Annotated in this window: 16 protein-coding genes; 8 read left to right on the plus strand and 8 right to left on the minus strand. The window is 62.2% G+C overall.

The annotated features are described in order from the left end of the window. Positions 1 to 23: 23 nt before the first annotated feature. The 3 genes from BA190_RS13110 to BA190_RS13120 all read right to left on the minus strand — a co-directional run bounded on the left by BA190_RS13110 (position 24) and on the right by BA190_RS13120 (position 3671). Positions 24 to 746 (minus strand): hypothetical protein, encoded by a 723-nt coding sequence (locus tag BA190_RS13110; protein WP_156771498.1) that lies wholly within the window; start codon positions 744 to 746, stop codon positions 24 to 26. A gap of 195 nt (positions 747 to 941) precedes the next feature. Further along, entirely contained in the window at positions 942 to 2258 is a 1317-nt protein-coding gene (locus BA190_RS13115; RefSeq protein ID WP_068287463.1) for a porin, read from the minus strand. A gap of 501 nt (positions 2259 to 2759) precedes the next feature. Further along, the gene (locus BA190_RS13120) at positions 2760 to 3671 is read right to left on the minus strand and encodes a LysR family transcriptional regulator (protein WP_245314699.1); all 912 of its coding nucleotides are present in this window, start codon (positions 3669 to 3671) and stop codon (positions 2760 to 2762) included. Positions 3672 to 3754: 83 nt separating this feature from the next. Between BA190_RS13120 and BA190_RS13125 the strand changes: the two genes are divergently transcribed. Then, the gene (locus BA190_RS13125; RefSeq protein ID WP_068287466.1) at positions 3755 to 4681 is read left to right on the plus strand and encodes an NAD-dependent epimerase/dehydratase family protein; all 927 of its coding nucleotides are present in this window, start codon (positions 3755 to 3757) and stop codon (positions 4679 to 4681) included. Between the two features lie 3 nt (positions 4682 to 4684). Here BA190_RS13125 and BA190_RS13130 read toward each other — a convergent pair whose 3' ends face one another. Then, positions 4685 to 5824, minus strand: a complete 1140-nt coding sequence (locus BA190_RS13130) for an alpha/beta hydrolase (RefSeq protein WP_068287469.1) — start codon at positions 5822 to 5824, stop codon at positions 4685 to 4687. 75 nt (positions 5825 to 5899) lie between these two features. Beyond that, on the minus strand, positions 5900 to 6361 hold the full coding sequence (locus BA190_RS13135) for a GatB/YqeY domain-containing protein (RefSeq protein ID WP_068287472.1): 462 nt from the start codon (positions 6359 to 6361) through the stop codon (positions 5900 to 5902). A gap of 245 nt (positions 6362 to 6606) precedes the next feature. Here BA190_RS13135 and carA point away from each other — a divergent pair, with 245 nt between their 5' ends. Then, complete coding sequence (carA, locus tag BA190_RS13140) at positions 6607 to 7806, plus strand: glutamine-hydrolyzing carbamoyl-phosphate synthase small subunit (RefSeq protein WP_068287477.1); 1200 nt, start codon at positions 6607 to 6609, stop codon at positions 7804 to 7806. A 20-nt stretch (positions 7807 to 7826) separates the two neighbouring features. Beyond that, entirely contained in the window at positions 7827 to 8891 is a 1065-nt protein-coding gene (locus tag BA190_RS13145) for an extensin family protein (protein ID WP_068287479.1), read from the plus strand. 55 nt (positions 8892 to 8946) lie between these two features. On the opposite strand, the gene BA190_RS13150 is transcribed toward BA190_RS13145, so the two are convergent. Further along, complete coding sequence (locus BA190_RS13150) at positions 8947 to 9246, minus strand: hypothetical protein (protein WP_068287481.1); 300 nt, start codon at positions 9244 to 9246, stop codon at positions 8947 to 8949. 64 nt (positions 9247 to 9310) lie between these two features. Between BA190_RS13150 and BA190_RS13155 the strand changes: the two genes are divergently transcribed. Continuing rightward, positions 9311 to 10180 (plus strand): LysR substrate-binding domain-containing protein, encoded by an 870-nt coding sequence (locus BA190_RS13155; protein ID WP_068287483.1) that lies wholly within the window; start codon positions 9311 to 9313, stop codon positions 10178 to 10180. Positions 10181 to 10265: 85 nt separating this feature from the next. On the opposite strand, the gene BA190_RS35905 is transcribed toward BA190_RS13155, so the two are convergent. Continuing rightward, positions 10266 to 10712, minus strand: a complete 447-nt coding sequence (locus BA190_RS35905; protein WP_156771499.1) for a carboxypeptidase-like regulatory domain-containing protein — start codon at positions 10710 to 10712, stop codon at positions 10266 to 10268. Between the two features lie 137 nt (positions 10713 to 10849). On the opposite strand from BA190_RS35905, the gene BA190_RS13165 reads away from it, so the two are divergent. The 4 genes from BA190_RS13165 to BA190_RS13180 all read left to right on the plus strand — a co-directional run bounded on the left by BA190_RS13165 (position 10850) and on the right by BA190_RS13180 (position 15858). Then, the gene (locus tag BA190_RS13165) at positions 10850 to 11068 is read left to right on the plus strand and encodes a hypothetical protein (protein ID WP_068287487.1); all 219 of its coding nucleotides are present in this window, start codon (positions 10850 to 10852) and stop codon (positions 11066 to 11068) included. Between the two features lie 234 nt (positions 11069 to 11302). Continuing rightward, positions 11303 to 14608 carry a carbamoyl-phosphate synthase large subunit gene (carB, locus tag BA190_RS13170; RefSeq protein ID WP_068287488.1) on the plus strand — a complete coding sequence of 1102 codons (3306 nt, stop codon included), beginning with the start codon at positions 11303 to 11305 and terminating at the stop codon, positions 14606 to 14608. Between the two features lie 122 nt (positions 14609 to 14730). After that, positions 14731 to 15204 carry a transcription elongation factor GreA gene (greA, locus tag BA190_RS13175; protein WP_068287490.1) on the plus strand — a complete coding sequence of 158 codons (474 nt, stop codon included), beginning with the start codon at positions 14731 to 14733 and terminating at the stop codon, positions 15202 to 15204. 171 nt (positions 15205 to 15375) lie between these two features. After that, positions 15376 to 15858 (plus strand): hypothetical protein, encoded by a 483-nt coding sequence (locus BA190_RS13180; RefSeq protein ID WP_068287493.1) that lies wholly within the window; start codon positions 15376 to 15378, stop codon positions 15856 to 15858. A gap of 99 nt (positions 15859 to 15957) precedes the next feature. Here BA190_RS13180 and BA190_RS13185 read toward each other — a convergent pair whose 3' ends face one another. After that, on the minus strand, positions 15958 to 16443 hold the full coding sequence (locus tag BA190_RS13185; protein ID WP_082979703.1) for an Lrp/AsnC family transcriptional regulator: 486 nt from the start codon (positions 16441 to 16443) through the stop codon (positions 15958 to 15960). Positions 16444 to 16561: the final 118 nt, after the last annotated feature.

A 16561-nucleotide genomic window follows, 5' to 3' on the forward strand; every position in this document is an offset into this window, starting at 1 on the left:
ACCCGGCAGGCCAGAACCACTGTTCAGCTCATGGCCTTTCCGGACGTCCTGGGCACGAGGATGCGTTCGCGCGGTGCCACCATCAGGAAGTCCTTGGCCTTCTGGTAGTTGGTCGTCTCCGTCCTGAACCAGCTCTGGGCATAGGATGGGGCGCCGGGGATATTGGCCTGCTGCAGCACCAGGCGGGTTTCGGGCTGAGGGGTCTGCAGATTGACGGCGGCGCGATGCACGCAGTCGGTGGCGCGGCCCGCGCCTGGATGCCAGCGATAGAGATTCTGGCACCAGACGTCGACGAGCAGGACGCGGGTGCCGTTGCGGGCTTCCTCACCCATGCATTGCCACTGAACATTGAGGGCACCGGTGGCGTATTGCCAGTCGATGTTCTGGAAATAGAACTGCTTGACGGCAACGGAGCCCGTCAGGCCCACGCTGCCCTGTTTCCGGGTCTCGGCGGTCGTGATGCTGGCATTGACTTCGCGAAAGATGCAGCCGCGCACGCCCGGATCTTCGTCCAGCAAAGTCCGGACGGAGAATTGTATCGGGGTACCCGAGCCCTGCAGGTAGTGGTCGAGATATTGCTGTGCCCGGCCACCGGGGCGCATCTTCTGTTCTTTCGCCAAGGTCATGATCTTGAGGTCAGACCAGGTTTCATTATGGCCGGTCAGCTTGCCGCGGAGACGAACGCTGCTGCAGGCCATGTCTATCGCGGTTTTGGAGTTCGAGGTCTCTGAGGAGGTTTCGGACATCAAGCTGACTCTTTTAAGCTGACGTTGAGATCGAATTCAGCCGGGAATTTTACAATTGCAGCAATGAAGCAATCCCTTGCGGCATCTGCAAGTAGGATGATGTCCTAGTCTAACAGCCGCTGTCCAGAGTCAGCAAAGTAAAAGGACCCAGCTCGCGCCGGGCCCTCCTTACAAAGTCGAACGTGAGAGGCTGGATCAGAAGGTACGCTTGATGCGTACGCCGCCGGTCCAGAAATTGGACTTGGCGTCGGCCACTCGCGAAACGGTGTTAGGGGCGGTTCCCGTCGTCCACACCGTATTGTCGATGTCCTGATGGGTATAGGTGACTTCACCCGTGACCGTCAGGCCCTTGACGATGGTGTAGGTCAGGTTGCCCGTCAGCGAATATTCCTTGGCGCCGAGGTCGCCGCCAAGAGCGCTGAACTTGTCATAGGTCGTATCGATGTAGCCGCCGACGAGGTTGAAACCCCATTGCGGCGTGAAGTTGCCGCCGAGTTCGGCCGTCACCGACCAGCCCTTGCCGCCGTCGAAGCCACCATTCGAATTGATGAAGTAGTCCTGGCCCTTGAGCTTGGTCGAGGAGATGCCGAGATAATCCAGCGCACCGTCGGCATACTGGCCTTCGATCACCAGGTGCCCCTTGTCGAGGGCCGGGATATTAAGCAGCAAGCTGGCGCCAACCGCATAGCCCCACTTGTTCTCGCGCGGGATGTAGTTGGCATTCGTGGGGAGGACCGGCACGCCATTCGCGTCGAGAGCCGTCGCCGAGCGATATTGATGTGCGGCAGCCTGGACGGCGATCGAACCCCAATCCTGCTTGAAGCGAACCTGGCCGACCACGTCGGGAACCTGCTGCCCGCCCTGCATGGCCCGGAACGCATTTTGGCGATGGTCACGGCCGTCTTCGATCGACAGCGTAGCCGAGAAACCACCACCGAAATCGGCGGTATAAGCCAGCAAATTTACGACGTTCGACTGGGCATAATAGGCGCCCCAGACCGTGTTGCCGTATTCGAAATCATAAAAGCCGAAGTAGGAATGAGCGTAACCGGCTGTCAGACCGCCAAACTGCAGATAGGCGTATTTGATCGAGAAGGTGTTGCCGGAGGTGTCGCTGTTGACGTTCCAGTTGCTCGGGATCGGACGACTGTTCGCGCGGAGCTGGAAGAAGGAACGAAGCAGGCCGTACTCAGTCTGTGTGCGCGCATCGAAGGAGATACGAGCCTCGGTGTTGAAGGCACTGCTGTGATTGTTGCGAGTCTGCTTGTAGCCGTTCTCCGCGGTCCGGCTATCGCCGCTCTGATTGTACCCGCGATAGTCGGCGCGGATTTCGCCGGCGATCTTGAGGCAGGTATCGCTGCCGGGAATGTAGAAGAAGCCGGGGCCGAAGGCGGAGCAGACCTTCACATATTCGACGGCTTCCCCCTTGGTCATGGGGAGGTCGGCGGCCTGGGCGGTGGCAAGGGCGGCAAGACTGGCCGCGGCGCCGAGGAGGAGAGATTTCATCGTCATCTGAAGGCTCACTGAGCAAATTGGATTGAGTGCATCGGGCTGGTTCGTTCCGGCACAGGGCTCGACCAATTCGCTTGAAAGGCGAAATCATGGCCGGGCACCCGCCGAACGGGAACCGAGGTGTCTTTGCGAAATGTTCGATGGATTCACAATTGAAAATACAACTTTTGATTGATGTGACGTATTTATAACCAGGCCGTGTCTCTAAAAAGCCACATATAGATTTATGACAATTTTATGAAATACTTATAATTTAGAATATATATTTGTAATATACAGATATATTCATATTTAATATTGATTTCATTAGAGATAATTCTAGGTAATCACGTAAAAATCTGAGGATTGGAGAGCCGTTCTGCCCTGATCTGCAGCGGTCCGGCATTCTTCTAGACAGGATGCGTTCTTGACATGCACGCATCCGTGGCGTCGCGATGCTGAAAATCGTCCATGGGTTGTATTTCGCAGCCCCTGGTTGGCGGCGCTGGCCTTCAGCATGGTCTATCCCACCATTTCGGCGGCAACCTCTTTGAAAATTCCCCGTAGCCAGGCGAGCAGGCGATCATGCTTGCGGGATGCGTGCCAGACCATGGTGACCCTCAGATCGGCTGGCTCGATCGGGGGCTCGAGCAGAACAAGATCGAAAGCTTCTGCAAATTGCCGGGCGAAGGCGCGGGAGAGCATGGTCACCATGTCGGTACGGGCAACAGCCAGGAGCGCCGAGGTGAAATGCGGCGTCGTCAGGCCGATACGCCGGTCCAGCCCCGCCGCTGCCAGCGCCGCATCCGCCTCCGTGCTGCCGTCGCCGAAGACCGAAACGGTGACATGGGTGAGGGCAGCATAAGCGGTTAGGCTGAGCGGCCCGTTCCGAGTTGCCGGATGATCGCGCCGCATGATCAGGGCGAGGCGATCATCCATCAGCATCTCGCTGTGGGTTCCGGCCGCGAGCGGGTAATTGGCCAAGGCGAAGGTCATATCGATGTCACCGCTTTGCAGGCGATGGGCGATATCCGTTCCGATCGGCACAGTCCGCAGGTCGATATAAGGAGCTTCCTGGAGCAACCGGGCCATCACACCGGGAAAGAGCAGGGTCGTCAGCGAATCGACCGCCGCGATTCGAAGCGTGCGGCGCTCGATGGAAGGATCGAAAAGCGGTTCGGCGACGAGGGCGCGGATATCGGCCAGGACCTCCTGTACTTGCGGCGCCAAGGCTTCGGCACGTGCCGTCAGCACCATGCCCGAGCCTGAGCGCAGCATCAGTTCATCGTCGAACAGATGGCGCAGGCGATCGAGCGCTCGGCTCATCGCCGGCTGGCTGAGCCCGATCTCGCGCGCCGCACGGCTGACGCTGCGCTGGGAGAGCAGGGCGCCGAGTGCCGTCAGCAGGTTGAGATCGATCGCTTTCAAATGCATGTCACGCATATATTGGATATAAAGCATGCATTGGAATTATGGTATGGCCATTGCTAGCGTTTTCTCATCAAGGAGAACGCACCATGTCTGCCAAGATCATGATCCTGGGTTACGGGCCCATCGGCCGCGCCATCGCACGGCAGCTTTCGGATGCAGGCCGAGAGGTGCTTGTCGCCCAGCGACGCGAACCAGCCAACCTGCCGTCCGGCACGCGGTTCCGTGCCTGCGATGCTCTCGATCGAGCCGGCCTGACGGCTGCGCTGCAGGGGCACGACGTGCTGATCTGCACCATCGGCCTCGCCTATGACGCGGCTATCTGGGAAAGGGACTGGCCCCGGCTGATGACCAATATGCTGGCAGCCTGCGAGGCGAACGGGGCGCGTCTGGTGTTTGTCGACGACCTCTATATGCACGGTCCGCAACGTGGGCCGCTTCACGAGAACACGCCCCTCGATGCGCCCGGTCGCAAGGGCAGGGTACGGGCTGCCATCACGCGCCAATGGCAGGCTGCGAGTGCGGTGAAGACCACAGCCTTGCGCGTGCCGGATTTCTACGGTCCCGGTGTGACGTTGTCGGTGCTCGGCCAGGAGGTCCTCGGCCGTCTGGCCGCCGGCCGCATTGCGCAACTGGGCATCGCGCCGGACGAGCCGCACGCCTTCGCCTATGCGCCGGATGTCGCCAAGGCTGCGATCCTGCTCGCGGATGCCCGGGAGGACGCCTATGGCCGCACCTGGATCATGCCTTGCGCCCCGGAGCGCACCCCGCGCGAGGTGATCGGCATGGCCGCCGCCGCGCTCGGCGTGAAGCCGCGCTTGCTGGCGCTTCCAGGCTGGCTGCAGAAATTGATGGGTTCGTTCGTGCCCTTTCTAAGGGAGTGGAACGAAACATCCTATCAGCACGACCGTCCGTTCCTGGTCGATGGCAGCAGTTTCGAGCGCTATTTCGGCTTCCGGCCGATGCCGCTCGAGCAGGGCATCGCAGCCACCGCTGCCAGCTTTCTCAATTCGTGAAAATCACTGCCCGACGATGGCCTCGCCCAACCGCAGGGGGGTCTGCAGCAGCGTGCCGGCCGTGTTGACCACAAACAGCCCGGTTCGTGAGATCGGGTTGCCGCGTGCGGCCGCCGCGTCGCTCTTGGCCATCTGGTTCAGCGAAGGCAGCAGGCCGACGAACTTGCTGTGATTCATCGAATCCAGGCTCTTGGCGTCCGACATGTCGATGACCCGCAGGCCGTAATGGGCAATGGCTTCCTGCGCCTTCTTGTTGTCGATCAGGACATTGCCGACACGCGGCACGTCGCCCGCCAGCCGTTGCGAGAAGCCGAGAGCCCGGTCATCGCGCGAAATCGCGACGGTAATGGGTTGGTTCAGCTTGCCGATGGTGTCGAGTTGGGTGCGGAAGACGTCGATGTCGATATCCGGCGACATCAGGAAGACTTCGCCGAGCTTGGGCAGGAAGGCCGAGTTGCCGCGGATCCTGGCTTGGCGGAGGGTTTCCACCGCCAGCCAGTTGCCCATGGAATGCGCGATGATGTGGATGCGCTTGACGCCCGGCGTACGGGCAAGGCCGTTCAGCGTGTTCTCCAGATAATCGCGCGAATAGGTGGTGCTCTCGCGGTCGGCGACATAGCCGGTCAAGGTCCCGAGCGAGGGCCAGGCGAAGGCGACGACTGCGCCGGGGAAGCCGCTGTCTTTTTCGAGCTGGGCAACCCGATAGACGGCCTCCTGATAATTGGTGTTGTAGCCGTGCACGAAGACGATGACTTCACCGGTGCCCTTGGTATCCTTCACCACCGCCGCATCGAAGCGAGCCTGGTCGAGGGGGGCCGAATTCGTCACCACGAAATTGACGGCCGGATTGCCGGGAGGCTTCTTCGGCCATTCGATATTGCCGACAACATGGTTCGGTGGCACCGAGATCGTGTAGGCTTCGTAGCTCAGGCCGAAATTGCGCTTGGCGGTGAAGTCGCGCTTGTCGGTTTCGGAACGCTGGCGGGTGGTGGCGACCAGGATGTTGACCGGTGTGCCGATACCTGCCGACGCCGAGACCGGATGCAGCATCAACGCACCCGGCCGGTCGGCGCAGGACGCCAAGCCGGCCAGAGCGAGCAGAACCACCGAAAACCGAACCAGGAAGCGTGGTGAAGGCGCCATGCCGGCCTCATCGTTGCAGCGGCCGGCAATCTAGCGGGCGCATCGGTCTCAGAAAAGCCTGGAGTTTCGACGTCCTTAACCGCCGAGCGCTTCCTTGACCAGCGGGCTGGTCTTGCCGAAATCCATCTTGCCGGCGAAGCGCTCCTTGAGCACGGCCATGACCTTGCCCATGTCCTTGACGCCGGCGGCGCCGATTTCGGTCACGACGGCCGCGATGGCGGCCTTGGTCTCGGCCACGTCCATCTGCTTGGGCAGGAAGGAGGAGAGGGTCTCGATCTCGGCCTTGCTGGCTGCGGCCATTTCGTCGCGGCCGGCCTTGAGGGCGGTCTCCAGCGTTTCCTGGGCCTGCTTGATCATTTTCTGCAGCATGGACAGGATCTCGCTTTCCGGGATCTTGCCGTCATGCTCGCCGCCGCGGGCGGCGATGTCACGATCCTTCAGCCCGGCCTGGATCATACGCACGACTGACAGGCGGGCCTTGTCGCCGCCCTTCATGGCGTCCTTGACGGCAGTGGTGAAATCGTCGCGCAGAGACATGATGCCCTACCTTTCTTGGAATCAAAACTGTTCACCGAGCGGCACGTGGCGGCGAAATATTTGGTGGCATCACCTCAAATCATTGAAAATGCTGATGATTTCGAGTGTGTCCAAGGGTTGACGGCAAGCCGTCCGCCCCCTACTTTCCGCCGCGACTGCCGGGCGGAGCCGAGTATGCTGCCGCCATTCATCCGGCACTTAAGATGAAAATGACCGTCACACAAGCGAGCGCGAGGACTAGACAGATGGAAAATGGCTGGGCGGAACCCAAGGCAACCGCGCTCCTGGTCCTCGCAGACGGCACCGTGATCGAAGGCGCCGGGCTCGGCGCCGTGACGAAAGCGGCGGGCGAACTGTGCTTCAACACGGCGATGACGGGTTATGAGGAAATCCTCACCGACCCGTCCTATGCCGGGCAGATCATCACCTTCACCTTCCCCCATATCGGCAATGTCGGCGTCAACGATGAGGACATCGAGACTGTCAACATGGCCTCCTCCTCCGGGGTGAGGGGCGTGGTGCTGCATGCGCCGATCACCGAGCCTGCCAATTACCGCGCCAGCCGCCACCTCGACGCCTGGCTCAAGGCCCGCAACATCGCCGGCATTGCCGGCATCGATACCAGGGCGCTGACGGCCCGTATCCGCGAGGGCGGCATGCCCAACGCGGTGCTCGCCTTCGATCCCGACGGCAATTTCGACGTCGAGGCCCTGAAGCGCGAGGCTGCCGGTCTTCCCACGATGAACGGCCTCGACCTCGTGCCGCCGGTGACCACGGCCCAGCGTTTCGATTGGGACCAGACCACCTGGGAATGGTCGCAGGGCTTCGGCAAGCAGGAGGCGCCGCAATATAAGGTGGTCGCCATCGACTATGGCGTGAAGCGCAACATCCTGCGCCTGCTGGCTGCGGCCGGCTGTGCCGTCACCGTGGTGCCTGCCACCACATCGGCCGAGGAGATTGTCGCTCTGCAGCCGGATGGTATTTTCCTCTCCAACGGCCCGGGCGACCCGGCCGCCACCGGCGAATATGCCGTGCCGGCGATCAAGACCCTGCTCGAAAAAGACATTCCGATTTTCGGCATCTGCCTCGGCCACCAGATGCTCGGCCTCGCCCTTGGCGCCCGCACGGCCAAGATGAAGCAGGGCCATCATGGTGCCAATCACCCGGTCAAGGATTTCACGACCGGCAAGGTCGAGATCGTCTCGATGAACCATGGCTTTGCGCTGGATCGCGACAGCCTGCCGGCTGGCGTGGTCGAAACCCATGCTTCGCTGTTCGATGGTTCCAATTGCGGCATCGCCGTCACCGGCAAGCCGGTGTTCTCGGTGCAGCACCATCCCGAAGCCTCGCCCGGTCCACAGGATAGCCATTACCTCTTTAAGCGGTTTGTCGAAAACATGGCATCTCGCCATGGTGTTGCCGCAGTTGCGCAACACAACGCCTGATCGCAACCGGAGCAGTGTGCATGCGAGCAAGCGTCGCCTGTCTCTTCCTGACGGTTTCATGCGCCGCTGCGTCGGCACAATCGGCAGACGGGGCGCTGGTTCCCCTGCCGGATTACTTTCAGAAGAGCATTGCCGCGGCGAACGCCAAGCCGTTGCCGCCCCTCAGGCCCAAGCCCAATCAGATGCGGGCCATCCGGGCTTCGACCGGGCTGGAGGGCCTGCCGGACCTCATCGTGCATGGCGGCGTACCCACTCCGCCGGAGCGTCCGCGCCCGAATGACTCTCCCGTGGTGTCGGCCTATGCCGCCGACACGCCCTTGCCGCCGGAGCGTCCGGATACCGATATCGACATGGCAGGGCCGGAGCCCGATGGAGCATCCACTCAGGCTGACGCCACGCCGAATGCCAAGCCCGACGCAGCCTTGCCGCCAGGGACCTTGTCACATGCCTTCGTGCCGCTGCCCGTACGCCGGCCCGGTGGTATCGATGACCGCATGACCACCAATCCAGGCGTCAATGCGCCGCCGCCGGAGACCAAAGTCGCCATGCTCGGCGGAATGCCGGGGGCGGGCATCGCCATCAGCAACTTGGCGCGCGCCGTGCCGGAAGCGGCAATTGTGAAGGGGGCCTGCAGTGTTGCACAGCCCTATCGCCTGATGGCGCTGGGGCCGAGCAGCCGCACCACATTGGTGCCGGCCGCGACCGTCGACTACGCCATGGTCAATGGGCTGGTGCGCTGGGAAGCGGGCATGCAGGCCGCCGCCAAGCAATATCTCGGCGAGAATGTCGTCGCCATCAAGGTTGCTGCGTCCTATGTCTGCCGTGGCATGAACAATATTCGTGGCGCCAAGCTCTCCGAGCACGCCAAGGGCAATGCCATCGATATTTCCGGCTATATCACGGCCAGTGGCAAGGAAATCACCGTCCGCCATGATTTCAAGGGCGGGGGCGCCAAGGCTGCCTTCCTGAAGCAGGTGCATGGCGTGACTTGCGGTGTGTTCCAGGTTGTGCTGGGTCCCGGCTCGGATGGCTATCACGAGGACCATTTCCACATGGATCTCGGCCGCTGGAAGAGTTGCCGGTAAGACCCTCTCCACTGCTCTTGGCCGCTCCAGGTCCGCCATTGTCGACGACCGACGTTCAGCCGTGAATGCTGGCGGCCTTCGTGGTGTGCGGGCATGACGGCAGCGGTTCGGTGCGGGCCAGGCGAATGAATCGGGCGAGGCGTGCCAGGAGCGAGGCTTTCGTTCGGCTGGGTGGCTCGCTTGCTTCTCGACAGGTCGGTCGCTCTTCACCATGCAGGGCTGCCTGCGGCGACAGAGCAAGGCTAAGGCCTCTGGTCAGGCCTGCGGCGAGATAAGAATCAATCATGATGAGCACCTCCTCGCCGATTGCGGCAATCCGACGGAATGCTGCATATTGTCCGGAAAAATCGGACATTCGACAAACGAGTTCAGCTTGAATATAGTACCTTATTCATAAGTTCTGCTTGTGAGTGAAATGCATGGAGACGTTGCCGTCCCTTCCGGCTTTGCGCGTGTTTGCCGTGGCGGGCAGGGCGCTCAGCTTCACGCGTGCGGCGCAGATGCTCAACGTCACCCAGGCCGCCGTGTCGCATCAGATCCGGGTGCTGGAAGACCAACTCGGCGCGAAGCTGTTCCAGCGCACCACGCGCAGCCTGCAGCTCACCGCCGCCGGGCAGCAATTGCTACCGGCCGCCGTCGCGGCCTTCGGTGAACTCGAGCGGGCGGTTGCCGGCATCAGGCGGGCGCAGAGCCTGCTCTCGATCACCACCACGCCCTCCTTCGGCGCCCGCTGGCTGGCGCCGCGCCTGCCTCGCTTTGCCGAGCTCCACCCGGAGATCGAGATTTCTGTGCGCCATACCGAGACGCCGCTGGATATCGTGGCCGAGGGGATCGATCTTGCCATCCGGGGCGGCCTCGGCAAATGGCCTGGCCTGACGGCTGATTTGATCGGCCCGTCCGTCACGCTACCGGTGGCTGCACCGGACTATGTCGAGCGCTTGCGCCTCGCCGAACCGGCGGACCTTGCCCGTGCGCGATTGTTGCATGACCAGGACCGCAGCGACTGGCGGGAATGGCTGGCCGTCGCCCATCTCGATCCGGCTTTGGCACACTCCGGACCGACCTTCGACGATGAGAACGTGCTGATAGAGCTGGCGCTTGCAGGGCAGGGGGTGGGCCTGGTCGTCGGCAGCGTGGTCGAAGGCCTGATCCGGCAGGGACGCCTGGTGGCGCTGTTCGATCGGCAGGTCACCCTCGGCTACGGCTATTATCTCGCCTACCCACCAGGAGCCTTGGCGTTGCCCAAGGTGGCGGCCTTCCGGCGTTTCGTGCTGGCGCAAGCACGCTGAACCTTATAGCGCGGACATCTGTCCGCTCTTGGAAATGTCGCGCATGCAGGAAGGAGCGGACAGGATGTCCGCGCTCCAGGGAAGCTCATTCCGGCCGGCAGCTCAGCGCCTTGACCGGCCGGCCCGGCTTCCACTCGATGTCGTTGCCGCTCCAGAAGCGCTCCTGCCTGTCCGGTGCATAGGTCCCGCTCGCATCGATCTGACAGGTGATAGCGGCGGAATCGGCCGGGACCACCCCGACGGCGTGGTAGTCTTCGCCGCTCGCTTCGATGCGCAACGTGTCTCCGCCGGGAGAGGCAGTCCCGGCTTCACCGCTGCTGAGCGAAAAGCGTCCCCGCTGGTCCGTACTGGTGAGCGTCGAGCGGCTTGGTCGATGCGAGTTAGTCACGCGGATCTGTGCTCCAGCGACAGGGCGGCCTTCGTCGAGAAGCACGCCTGTCACGCTGGGCCGATCCAAAGCGGATAATCCGGCGGGGCGGCAGGCCGCCAAGGCAAGGCAGGCGGCAAGCGCGGCAAATCGCGGCCCGATCATCCAAAGTCTCCGCAGCTGCAACGTGGCAATAACCGGTGTGAAGGGCGATGATGGCGAAACGTGGCCGTTTTTTTGGGCGATGCGGCATCATCATCTCTTATGGTCCCGAGCAAGACACCATCTCGAAAGGAAGGCCGATGGCCTGGATCCTGATTCGCCTATTCCTGACAGCTGTGGTGCTGGCAGCGCCTCTGGCGGCACAGGCGGGAGAATCCTGCCGCTCTCAGATCCAGCGCGGGGCCACGGTGATCGATAGCTATGTCATGGACTTCGGTCCGCGCGACAAGCTCTACGTCTACATCCTGCGCTTGCCCGACGGACAGACCGCGAAATGCACCACGCGCAAGGCGCTTTGAACGATCCCTCGACCCACAATTTCCGCGAGGATCGCCACTTTCCTCAGTCGACCGCATTCGGCCCCTTTCGCAAGACGCCAAAATGGTTTAGTCGGTCCGCTCGATCCGCCGCAGCCGAACTGTGTCGGCCCGAACCGCGTTCGGGCCGACACAGTTCGGCTGGAGCCATGAATCCTTGGCCGTGGAGTCCCCTCCGCGGCTTTTTCATGCCGGCCCTCCCAAATCGGACGAGCGATGCCAAAACGTAGCGACATTTCCTCCATCCTGATCATCGGCGCTGGCCCGATCGTCATCGGCCAAGCCTGCGAATTCGACTATTCGGGCACGCAGGCCGTCAAGGCCCTGCGCGAGGAAGGGTATCGCGTCATCCTGGTCAATTCCAATCCGGCCACGATCATGACCGACCCGGATCTGGCGGATGCGACCTATGTCGAGCCGATCACGCCCGAGATCGTCGCCAAGATCATCGAGAAGGAGCGCCCCGACGCGCTGCTGCCGACCATGGGCGGCCAGACCGCGCTCAACACCGCTCTCAAGCTCGCCGAGATGGGCGTGCTGGAGAAGTTCGGCGTCGAGATGATCGGTGCCGATGCCGACGCCATCGACAAGGCCGAGGACCGCGAGCGCTTCCGCGAGGCAATGACCAAGATCGGCCTGGAGACACCGCGCTCGCGCCTGGCCCACAGCCTCTCCGAGGCGTTGGAGGCGCTGGATTATATCGGTCTGCCGGCAATCATCCGTCCCTCCTTCACCCTGGGCGGTACAGGCGGCGGTATCGCCTACAACAAGGCAGAGTTCATCGACATCATCGAACGCGGCCTCGACGCCTCGCCGACCACCCAGGTCCTGGTCGAGGAGAGCGTGCTCGGCTGGAAGGAGTTCGAGATGGAGGTCGTCCGCGACAAGGCGGACAATGCCATCATCGTCTGCTCGATCGAGAACATCGATCCGATGGGCGTGCATACCGGCGATTCCATCACCGTCGCGCCGGCGCTGACGCTGACGGACAAGGAATACCAGATCATGCGCAACGCCTCGATCGCGGTGCTGCGCGAGATCGGGGTGGAGACGGGCGGCTCCAACGTGCAGTTCGCCGTCGATCCGGCCACCGGCCGCCTTGTCGTCATCGAGATGAATCCGCGCGTGTCGCGCTCCTCGGCGCTGGCTTCCAAGGCTACGGGCTTCCCGATCGCCAAGGTCGCCGCCAAGCTCGCAGTCGGCTATACGCTGGATGAGATCGAGAACGACATCACCGGCGGCGCGACTCCGGCCTCTTTCGAGCCGACGATCGACTACGTCGTCACCAAGATCCCGCGCTTCGCCTTCGAGAAGTTTCCGGGCGCCGAGCCGATCCTCTCCACCGCGATGAAGTCGGTCGGCGAGGCGATGGCTATCGGCCGCACCTTCCAGGAAAGCCTGCAGAAGGCCTTGCGTTCGCTCGAGACCGGCCTCAACGGCCTCGACGAGATCGAGATCGACGGGCTCGGCCAGGGCGACGACAAGAATGCCATCCGCGCCGCGCTCGGCAAGCCGACGCCGGACCGCCTGCTCAACATCGCCCAGGCCATGCGCCTCGGCTTGTCGGACGCAGAGATCCACGGCGTATGCAAGGTCGACCCCTGGTTCCTGGCTCAGATCCGCGGCATCGTCGAGACCGAGCAGAAGGTGCGCGAGATCGGCCTGCCCAGGACGCCGGGCGCCCTGCGCTCCCTCAAGGCGATGGGCTTTGCCGATCGTCGCCTCGATGCGCTGGCGGGTATTCCGGAAGGAACGGTCAAGAATCTGCGGACCGAGCTCGCGGTGCATCCCGTCTTCAAGCGCATCGACACCTGCGCCGCCGAATTCGCCTCGCCCACCGCCTATATGTATTCGACCTATGCGCCGCCCTTCGTCGGCGCGCCGGCCGACGAGGCCGATCCGTCCGATCGCAAGAAGGTCGTCATCCTCGGCGGCGGTCCCAACCGCATTGGCCAGGGCATCGAGTTCGACTATTGCTGCTGCCATGCCTGCTTCGCACTTTCGGACGCGGGGTACGAGACCATCATGGTCAACTGCAATCCCGAGACGGTGTCGACCGACTACGACACCTCGGACCGCCTCTATTTCGAACCGCTGACGGCCGAGGACGTGCTGGAGATCCTTGAGGTCGAAAAGTCCAAGGGAACGCTGCACGGTGTCATCGTGCAGTTCGGCGGGCAGACGCCGCTGAAGCTGGCGGCTGCTCTGGAGGAGGCCGGCATTCCCATCCTCGGTACCACGCCCGATGCGATCGATCTTGCCGAGGACCGCGACCGCTTCAAGCGGCTGCTCGACAAGCTCGGTCTGCGCCAGCCCAAGAACGGCATCGCCTACTCGGTCGAGCAGGCACGCTTGGTCGTGGCCGATCTCGGCCTGCCGCTGGTGGTACGCCCGTCTTACGTGCTCGGCGGACGCGCCATGGCGATCATCCGCGACGAGGTCGCCTTCGACGACTATCTGCTCGGCACCCTTCCGCAAATGGTGCCGCCGGAGATCAAGACGCGTTATCCCAACGACAAGACAGGCCAGATCAACACGCTGCTGGGCAAGAACCCGTTGCTGTTCGATCGCTATCTCTCCGACGCGGTCGAGGTCGATGTCGATGTGCTGGCCGATGGCAAGGACGTCTTCGTCGCCGGCATCATGGAGCATATCGAGGAAGCGGGCATCCATTCCGGCGATTCGGCCTGTTCGCTGCCGCCGCGTTCATTGAGCCCGGAAATCCTGGCCGAACTGGAACGCCAGTCCAAGGCGATGGCCCTCGCCCTCGATGTCGGCGGCCTGATGAATGTGCAATACGCCATCAAGGACGGCCTGATCTACGTGCTTGAGGTCAATCCGCGCGCTTCGCGCACGGTGCCCTTCGTGGCGAAGGTGATCGGGGAGCCGATCGCCAAGATCGCCTCTCGGGTGATGGCTGGCGAAAGCCTGGCCTCCTTCGACCTGAAGGCCAAGAAGCTCGATCACATCGCCGTCAAGGAAGTTGTGCATCCCTTCGCGCGCTTCCCGGGTGTCGATACGGTGCTGGGCCCCGAGATGCGCTCGACTGGCGAAGTCATCGGACTCGATCGTGACTATGCCGTCGCCTTCGCCAAGAGCCAGCTCGGTGCCGGTGTCACCGTTCCCTCCAGTGGCACTGTGTTCGTGTCGGTGAAGGAAAGCGACAAGCCGCGTATCCTCGATTCGATGCGGCTGCTTGCCGGACTGGGTTTCGCGATCGTCGCCACCGATGGTACGCAGCAGTTCCTCGCCGGCCACGGCGTCGAGGCCACGCGTATCAACAAGGTGTTGGAAGGCCGCCCGCACATCGTGGATGCCATCAAGAATGGCAGCGTCCAGCTGGTGTTCAACACCACGGAGGGAGCGCAGGCCCTGGCGGATTCGCGTTCGTTGCGGCGTGCCGCCCTCTTGCATAAAGTCCCATATTACACCACTCTCTTCGGAGCGGTGGCGGCTGCGCAGGGGATCAAGGCCAATAAGGGCGGTGATCTGGAAGTGCGGGCGCTGCAGTCCTATTTCTGAAGGAGGCGCCTTCGCCCATTGGGGCGAGGGTACCGTTGTATTGCAAATCCGATATGTCAGCCGCGCCGGGAAAGTCCGTCCGGCGCGTATCTTTTTTGCGTTTGGAAAGAGAAGACGAAGCAATGGACAAGATCCCGATGACGCCGGCAGGCCATGCCGCGCTCGAGGCAGAATTGAGGGAACGGCAACAGATCGAACGGCCGCGTATCATCGCGGCGATTTCCGAAGCACGTTCCCATGGCGACCTTTCCGAGAACGCCGAATACCATGCGGCCAAGGAAGCGCAGGGCCACAATGAAGGCCGCGTCGCCGAGCTCGAAGATATTCTGTCGCGCGCCGAAGTGATCGATATTTCGAAGCTGTCTGGCGACACCGTCAAATTCGGGGCCCATGTCACGCTGATCGACGAGGACACGGAAGAAGAGAAGACTTATCAGATCGTTGGCGAGAGCGAAGCCGATGTGCGCTCCGGCAAGATCTCGATCGGCTCGCCGCTTGCCCGCGCGCTGGTGGGCAAGAAGATCGGGGTTTCCGTCGAGGTCAACACCCCCAAGGGCCCCAAGGCCTATGAGATCGCCAACGTCGCCTGGCGCTGAGCCGCCCGCCGACCCCAGACCCTTCTGACGAAACGCCGCATCCTATCGGATGCGGCGTTTTGCTGTGCATGCGTTGCTGTCGAAGACATAGCGACATGGTCGCGCGAATTTGCTTCGATTGGTGGCGCAACGCGTTCTATAGAAAGCGAATATCGTGATCAGGAGGCTATCATGACTTCAGGACGTGTCGGGCGCAGAAGCTTCCTGGCCATGGGTGCCGGTCTGCTGCTCACCGGGTGCGCCACTTCCTATGCCGACAATCCGGCCATTCCAGTCATCCGTCGGGTGCAGGTCAGCGGGAGCGGCAATCTCTGGCTCCAGCGCATGCCGCCTTTTCTCCAGCGCAATCTCGTCCGGCAGCTCGGCTCGCGTTACCAGCCAAGCGCGAAGGGTGGCGCGACATTGTCGGTAGTGCTCACCGACATCAGTTTTCCCGTGGATTCGGATGGAGGCCTGATCAGCTTCGACAGCGTCGACACGCTCGATGGCCGGGTCACGCTCTTGTCGTCTTCAGGCGGCGTGATCAAGAGCTTCCCGCTCTTTGCCACTACGAGCTCGGTGGATGCCGCTCCTGAAGTGCCCGACCCGACGCCGCGCCGCTACGATTGGCTGGCGTCCAGCTACGCACATTGGCTGCTGAGTAAGCTGGTTTAGAGCGGTTTCCAGAAAAGTTGATAGACTTTTCGATTAAGAGATCGCGTCAAAGCAAAGAGTTAGAGAGCAAAGTGCGATTTAGGCAAATCGTACCTTGCTCTAGGCCCCTTCGCTCACGTCGAGCTCGAGGGGAACGATCGGATCATCCTTGATGGAACGCAGCGTCAGCGCGGTCTTGACGTTGCGCACGGCTGGCCCGGCCGTCAGTTCGGCCACGAAGGCCTGGAAGGAACGCAGGTCCTTCGCCACGCATTTCAGCACGAAGTCGACGTCGCCGGACAGCATCCAGCATTCGCGTACCAAGGGCTGATTCTTCACATAGGTTTCGAAGGACTGCAGATCCGCCCCTGCCTGTGAGGTCAGGTTGACCATGGCGAAGATGGTGATCTCGTAGCCCAGCGAAGCCTCGTCGAGCAGGGTGCGGTAGCCCTTGATCACACCGGCATCTTCGAGGGCCCGCACACGCCGCAGGCAGGGGGGCGCTGAAATGCCGACGCGCTTGGCCAGTTCCACATTGGTCATGCGGCCATCGGCCTGTAGTTCCTGCAGGATTTTCCAGTCAACAGCATCAAGGCGTGCGCGCACGATAAGCTTTCCGATTAACAGCGGTTACGCCGTCCTAAACCGGGGAGAACAGGCAAGCAAGCATCTTTGTTACCCAATCGGCCTTGCTGCGTGAAACAAACTTGCGTGTGCGGAAAAT

The organism is Labrys sp. WJW (assembly GCF_001676615.1).
Lineage (GTDB): Bacteria > Pseudomonadota > Alphaproteobacteria > Rhizobiales > Labraceae > Labrys > Labrys sedimenti.

Excerpts from the sequence above, each read along its gene's own strand:
- BA190_RS13110 (WP_156771498.1), bottom strand. The coding sequence starts at position 746 with ATGTCCGAAACCTCCTCAGAGACCTCGAACTCCAAAACCGCGATAGAC.
- BA190_RS13115 (WP_068287463.1), bottom strand. The coding sequence starts at position 2,258 with ATGACGATGAAATCTCTCCTCCTCGGCGCCGCGGCCAGTCTTGCCGCC.
- BA190_RS13120 (WP_245314699.1), bottom strand. The coding sequence starts at position 3,671 with ATGCATTTGAAAGCGATCGATCTCAACCTGCTGACGGCACTCGGCGCC.
- BA190_RS13125 (WP_068287466.1), top strand. The coding sequence starts at position 3,755 with ATGTCTGCCAAGATCATGATCCTGGGTTACGGGCCCATCGGCCGCGCC.
- BA190_RS13130 (WP_068287469.1), bottom strand. The coding sequence starts at position 5,824 with ATGGCGCCTTCACCACGCTTCCTGGTTCGGTTTTCGGTGGTTCTGCTC.
- BA190_RS13135 (WP_068287472.1), bottom strand. The coding sequence starts at position 6,361 with ATGTCTCTGCGCGACGATTTCACCACTGCCGTCAAGGACGCCATGAAG.
- carA (WP_068287477.1), top strand. The coding sequence starts at position 6,607 with ATGGAAAATGGCTGGGCGGAACCCAAGGCAACCGCGCTCCTGGTCCTC.
- BA190_RS13145 (WP_068287479.1), top strand. The coding sequence starts at position 7,827 with ATGCGAGCAAGCGTCGCCTGTCTCTTCCTGACGGTTTCATGCGCCGCT.
- BA190_RS13150 (WP_068287481.1), bottom strand. The coding sequence starts at position 9,246 with ATGTCCGATTTTTCCGGACAATATGCAGCATTCCGTCGGATTGCCGCA.
- BA190_RS13155 (WP_068287483.1), top strand. The coding sequence starts at position 9,311 with ATGGAGACGTTGCCGTCCCTTCCGGCTTTGCGCGTGTTTGCCGTGGCG.
- BA190_RS35905 (WP_156771499.1), bottom strand. The coding sequence starts at position 10,712 with ATGATCGGGCCGCGATTTGCCGCGCTTGCCGCCTGCCTTGCCTTGGCG.
- BA190_RS13165 (WP_068287487.1), top strand. The coding sequence starts at position 10,850 with ATGGCCTGGATCCTGATTCGCCTATTCCTGACAGCTGTGGTGCTGGCA.
- carB (WP_068287488.1), top strand. The coding sequence starts at position 11,303 with ATGCCAAAACGTAGCGACATTTCCTCCATCCTGATCATCGGCGCTGGC.
- greA (WP_068287490.1), top strand. The coding sequence starts at position 14,731 with ATGGACAAGATCCCGATGACGCCGGCAGGCCATGCCGCGCTCGAGGCA.
- BA190_RS13180 (WP_068287493.1), top strand. The coding sequence starts at position 15,376 with ATGACTTCAGGACGTGTCGGGCGCAGAAGCTTCCTGGCCATGGGTGCC.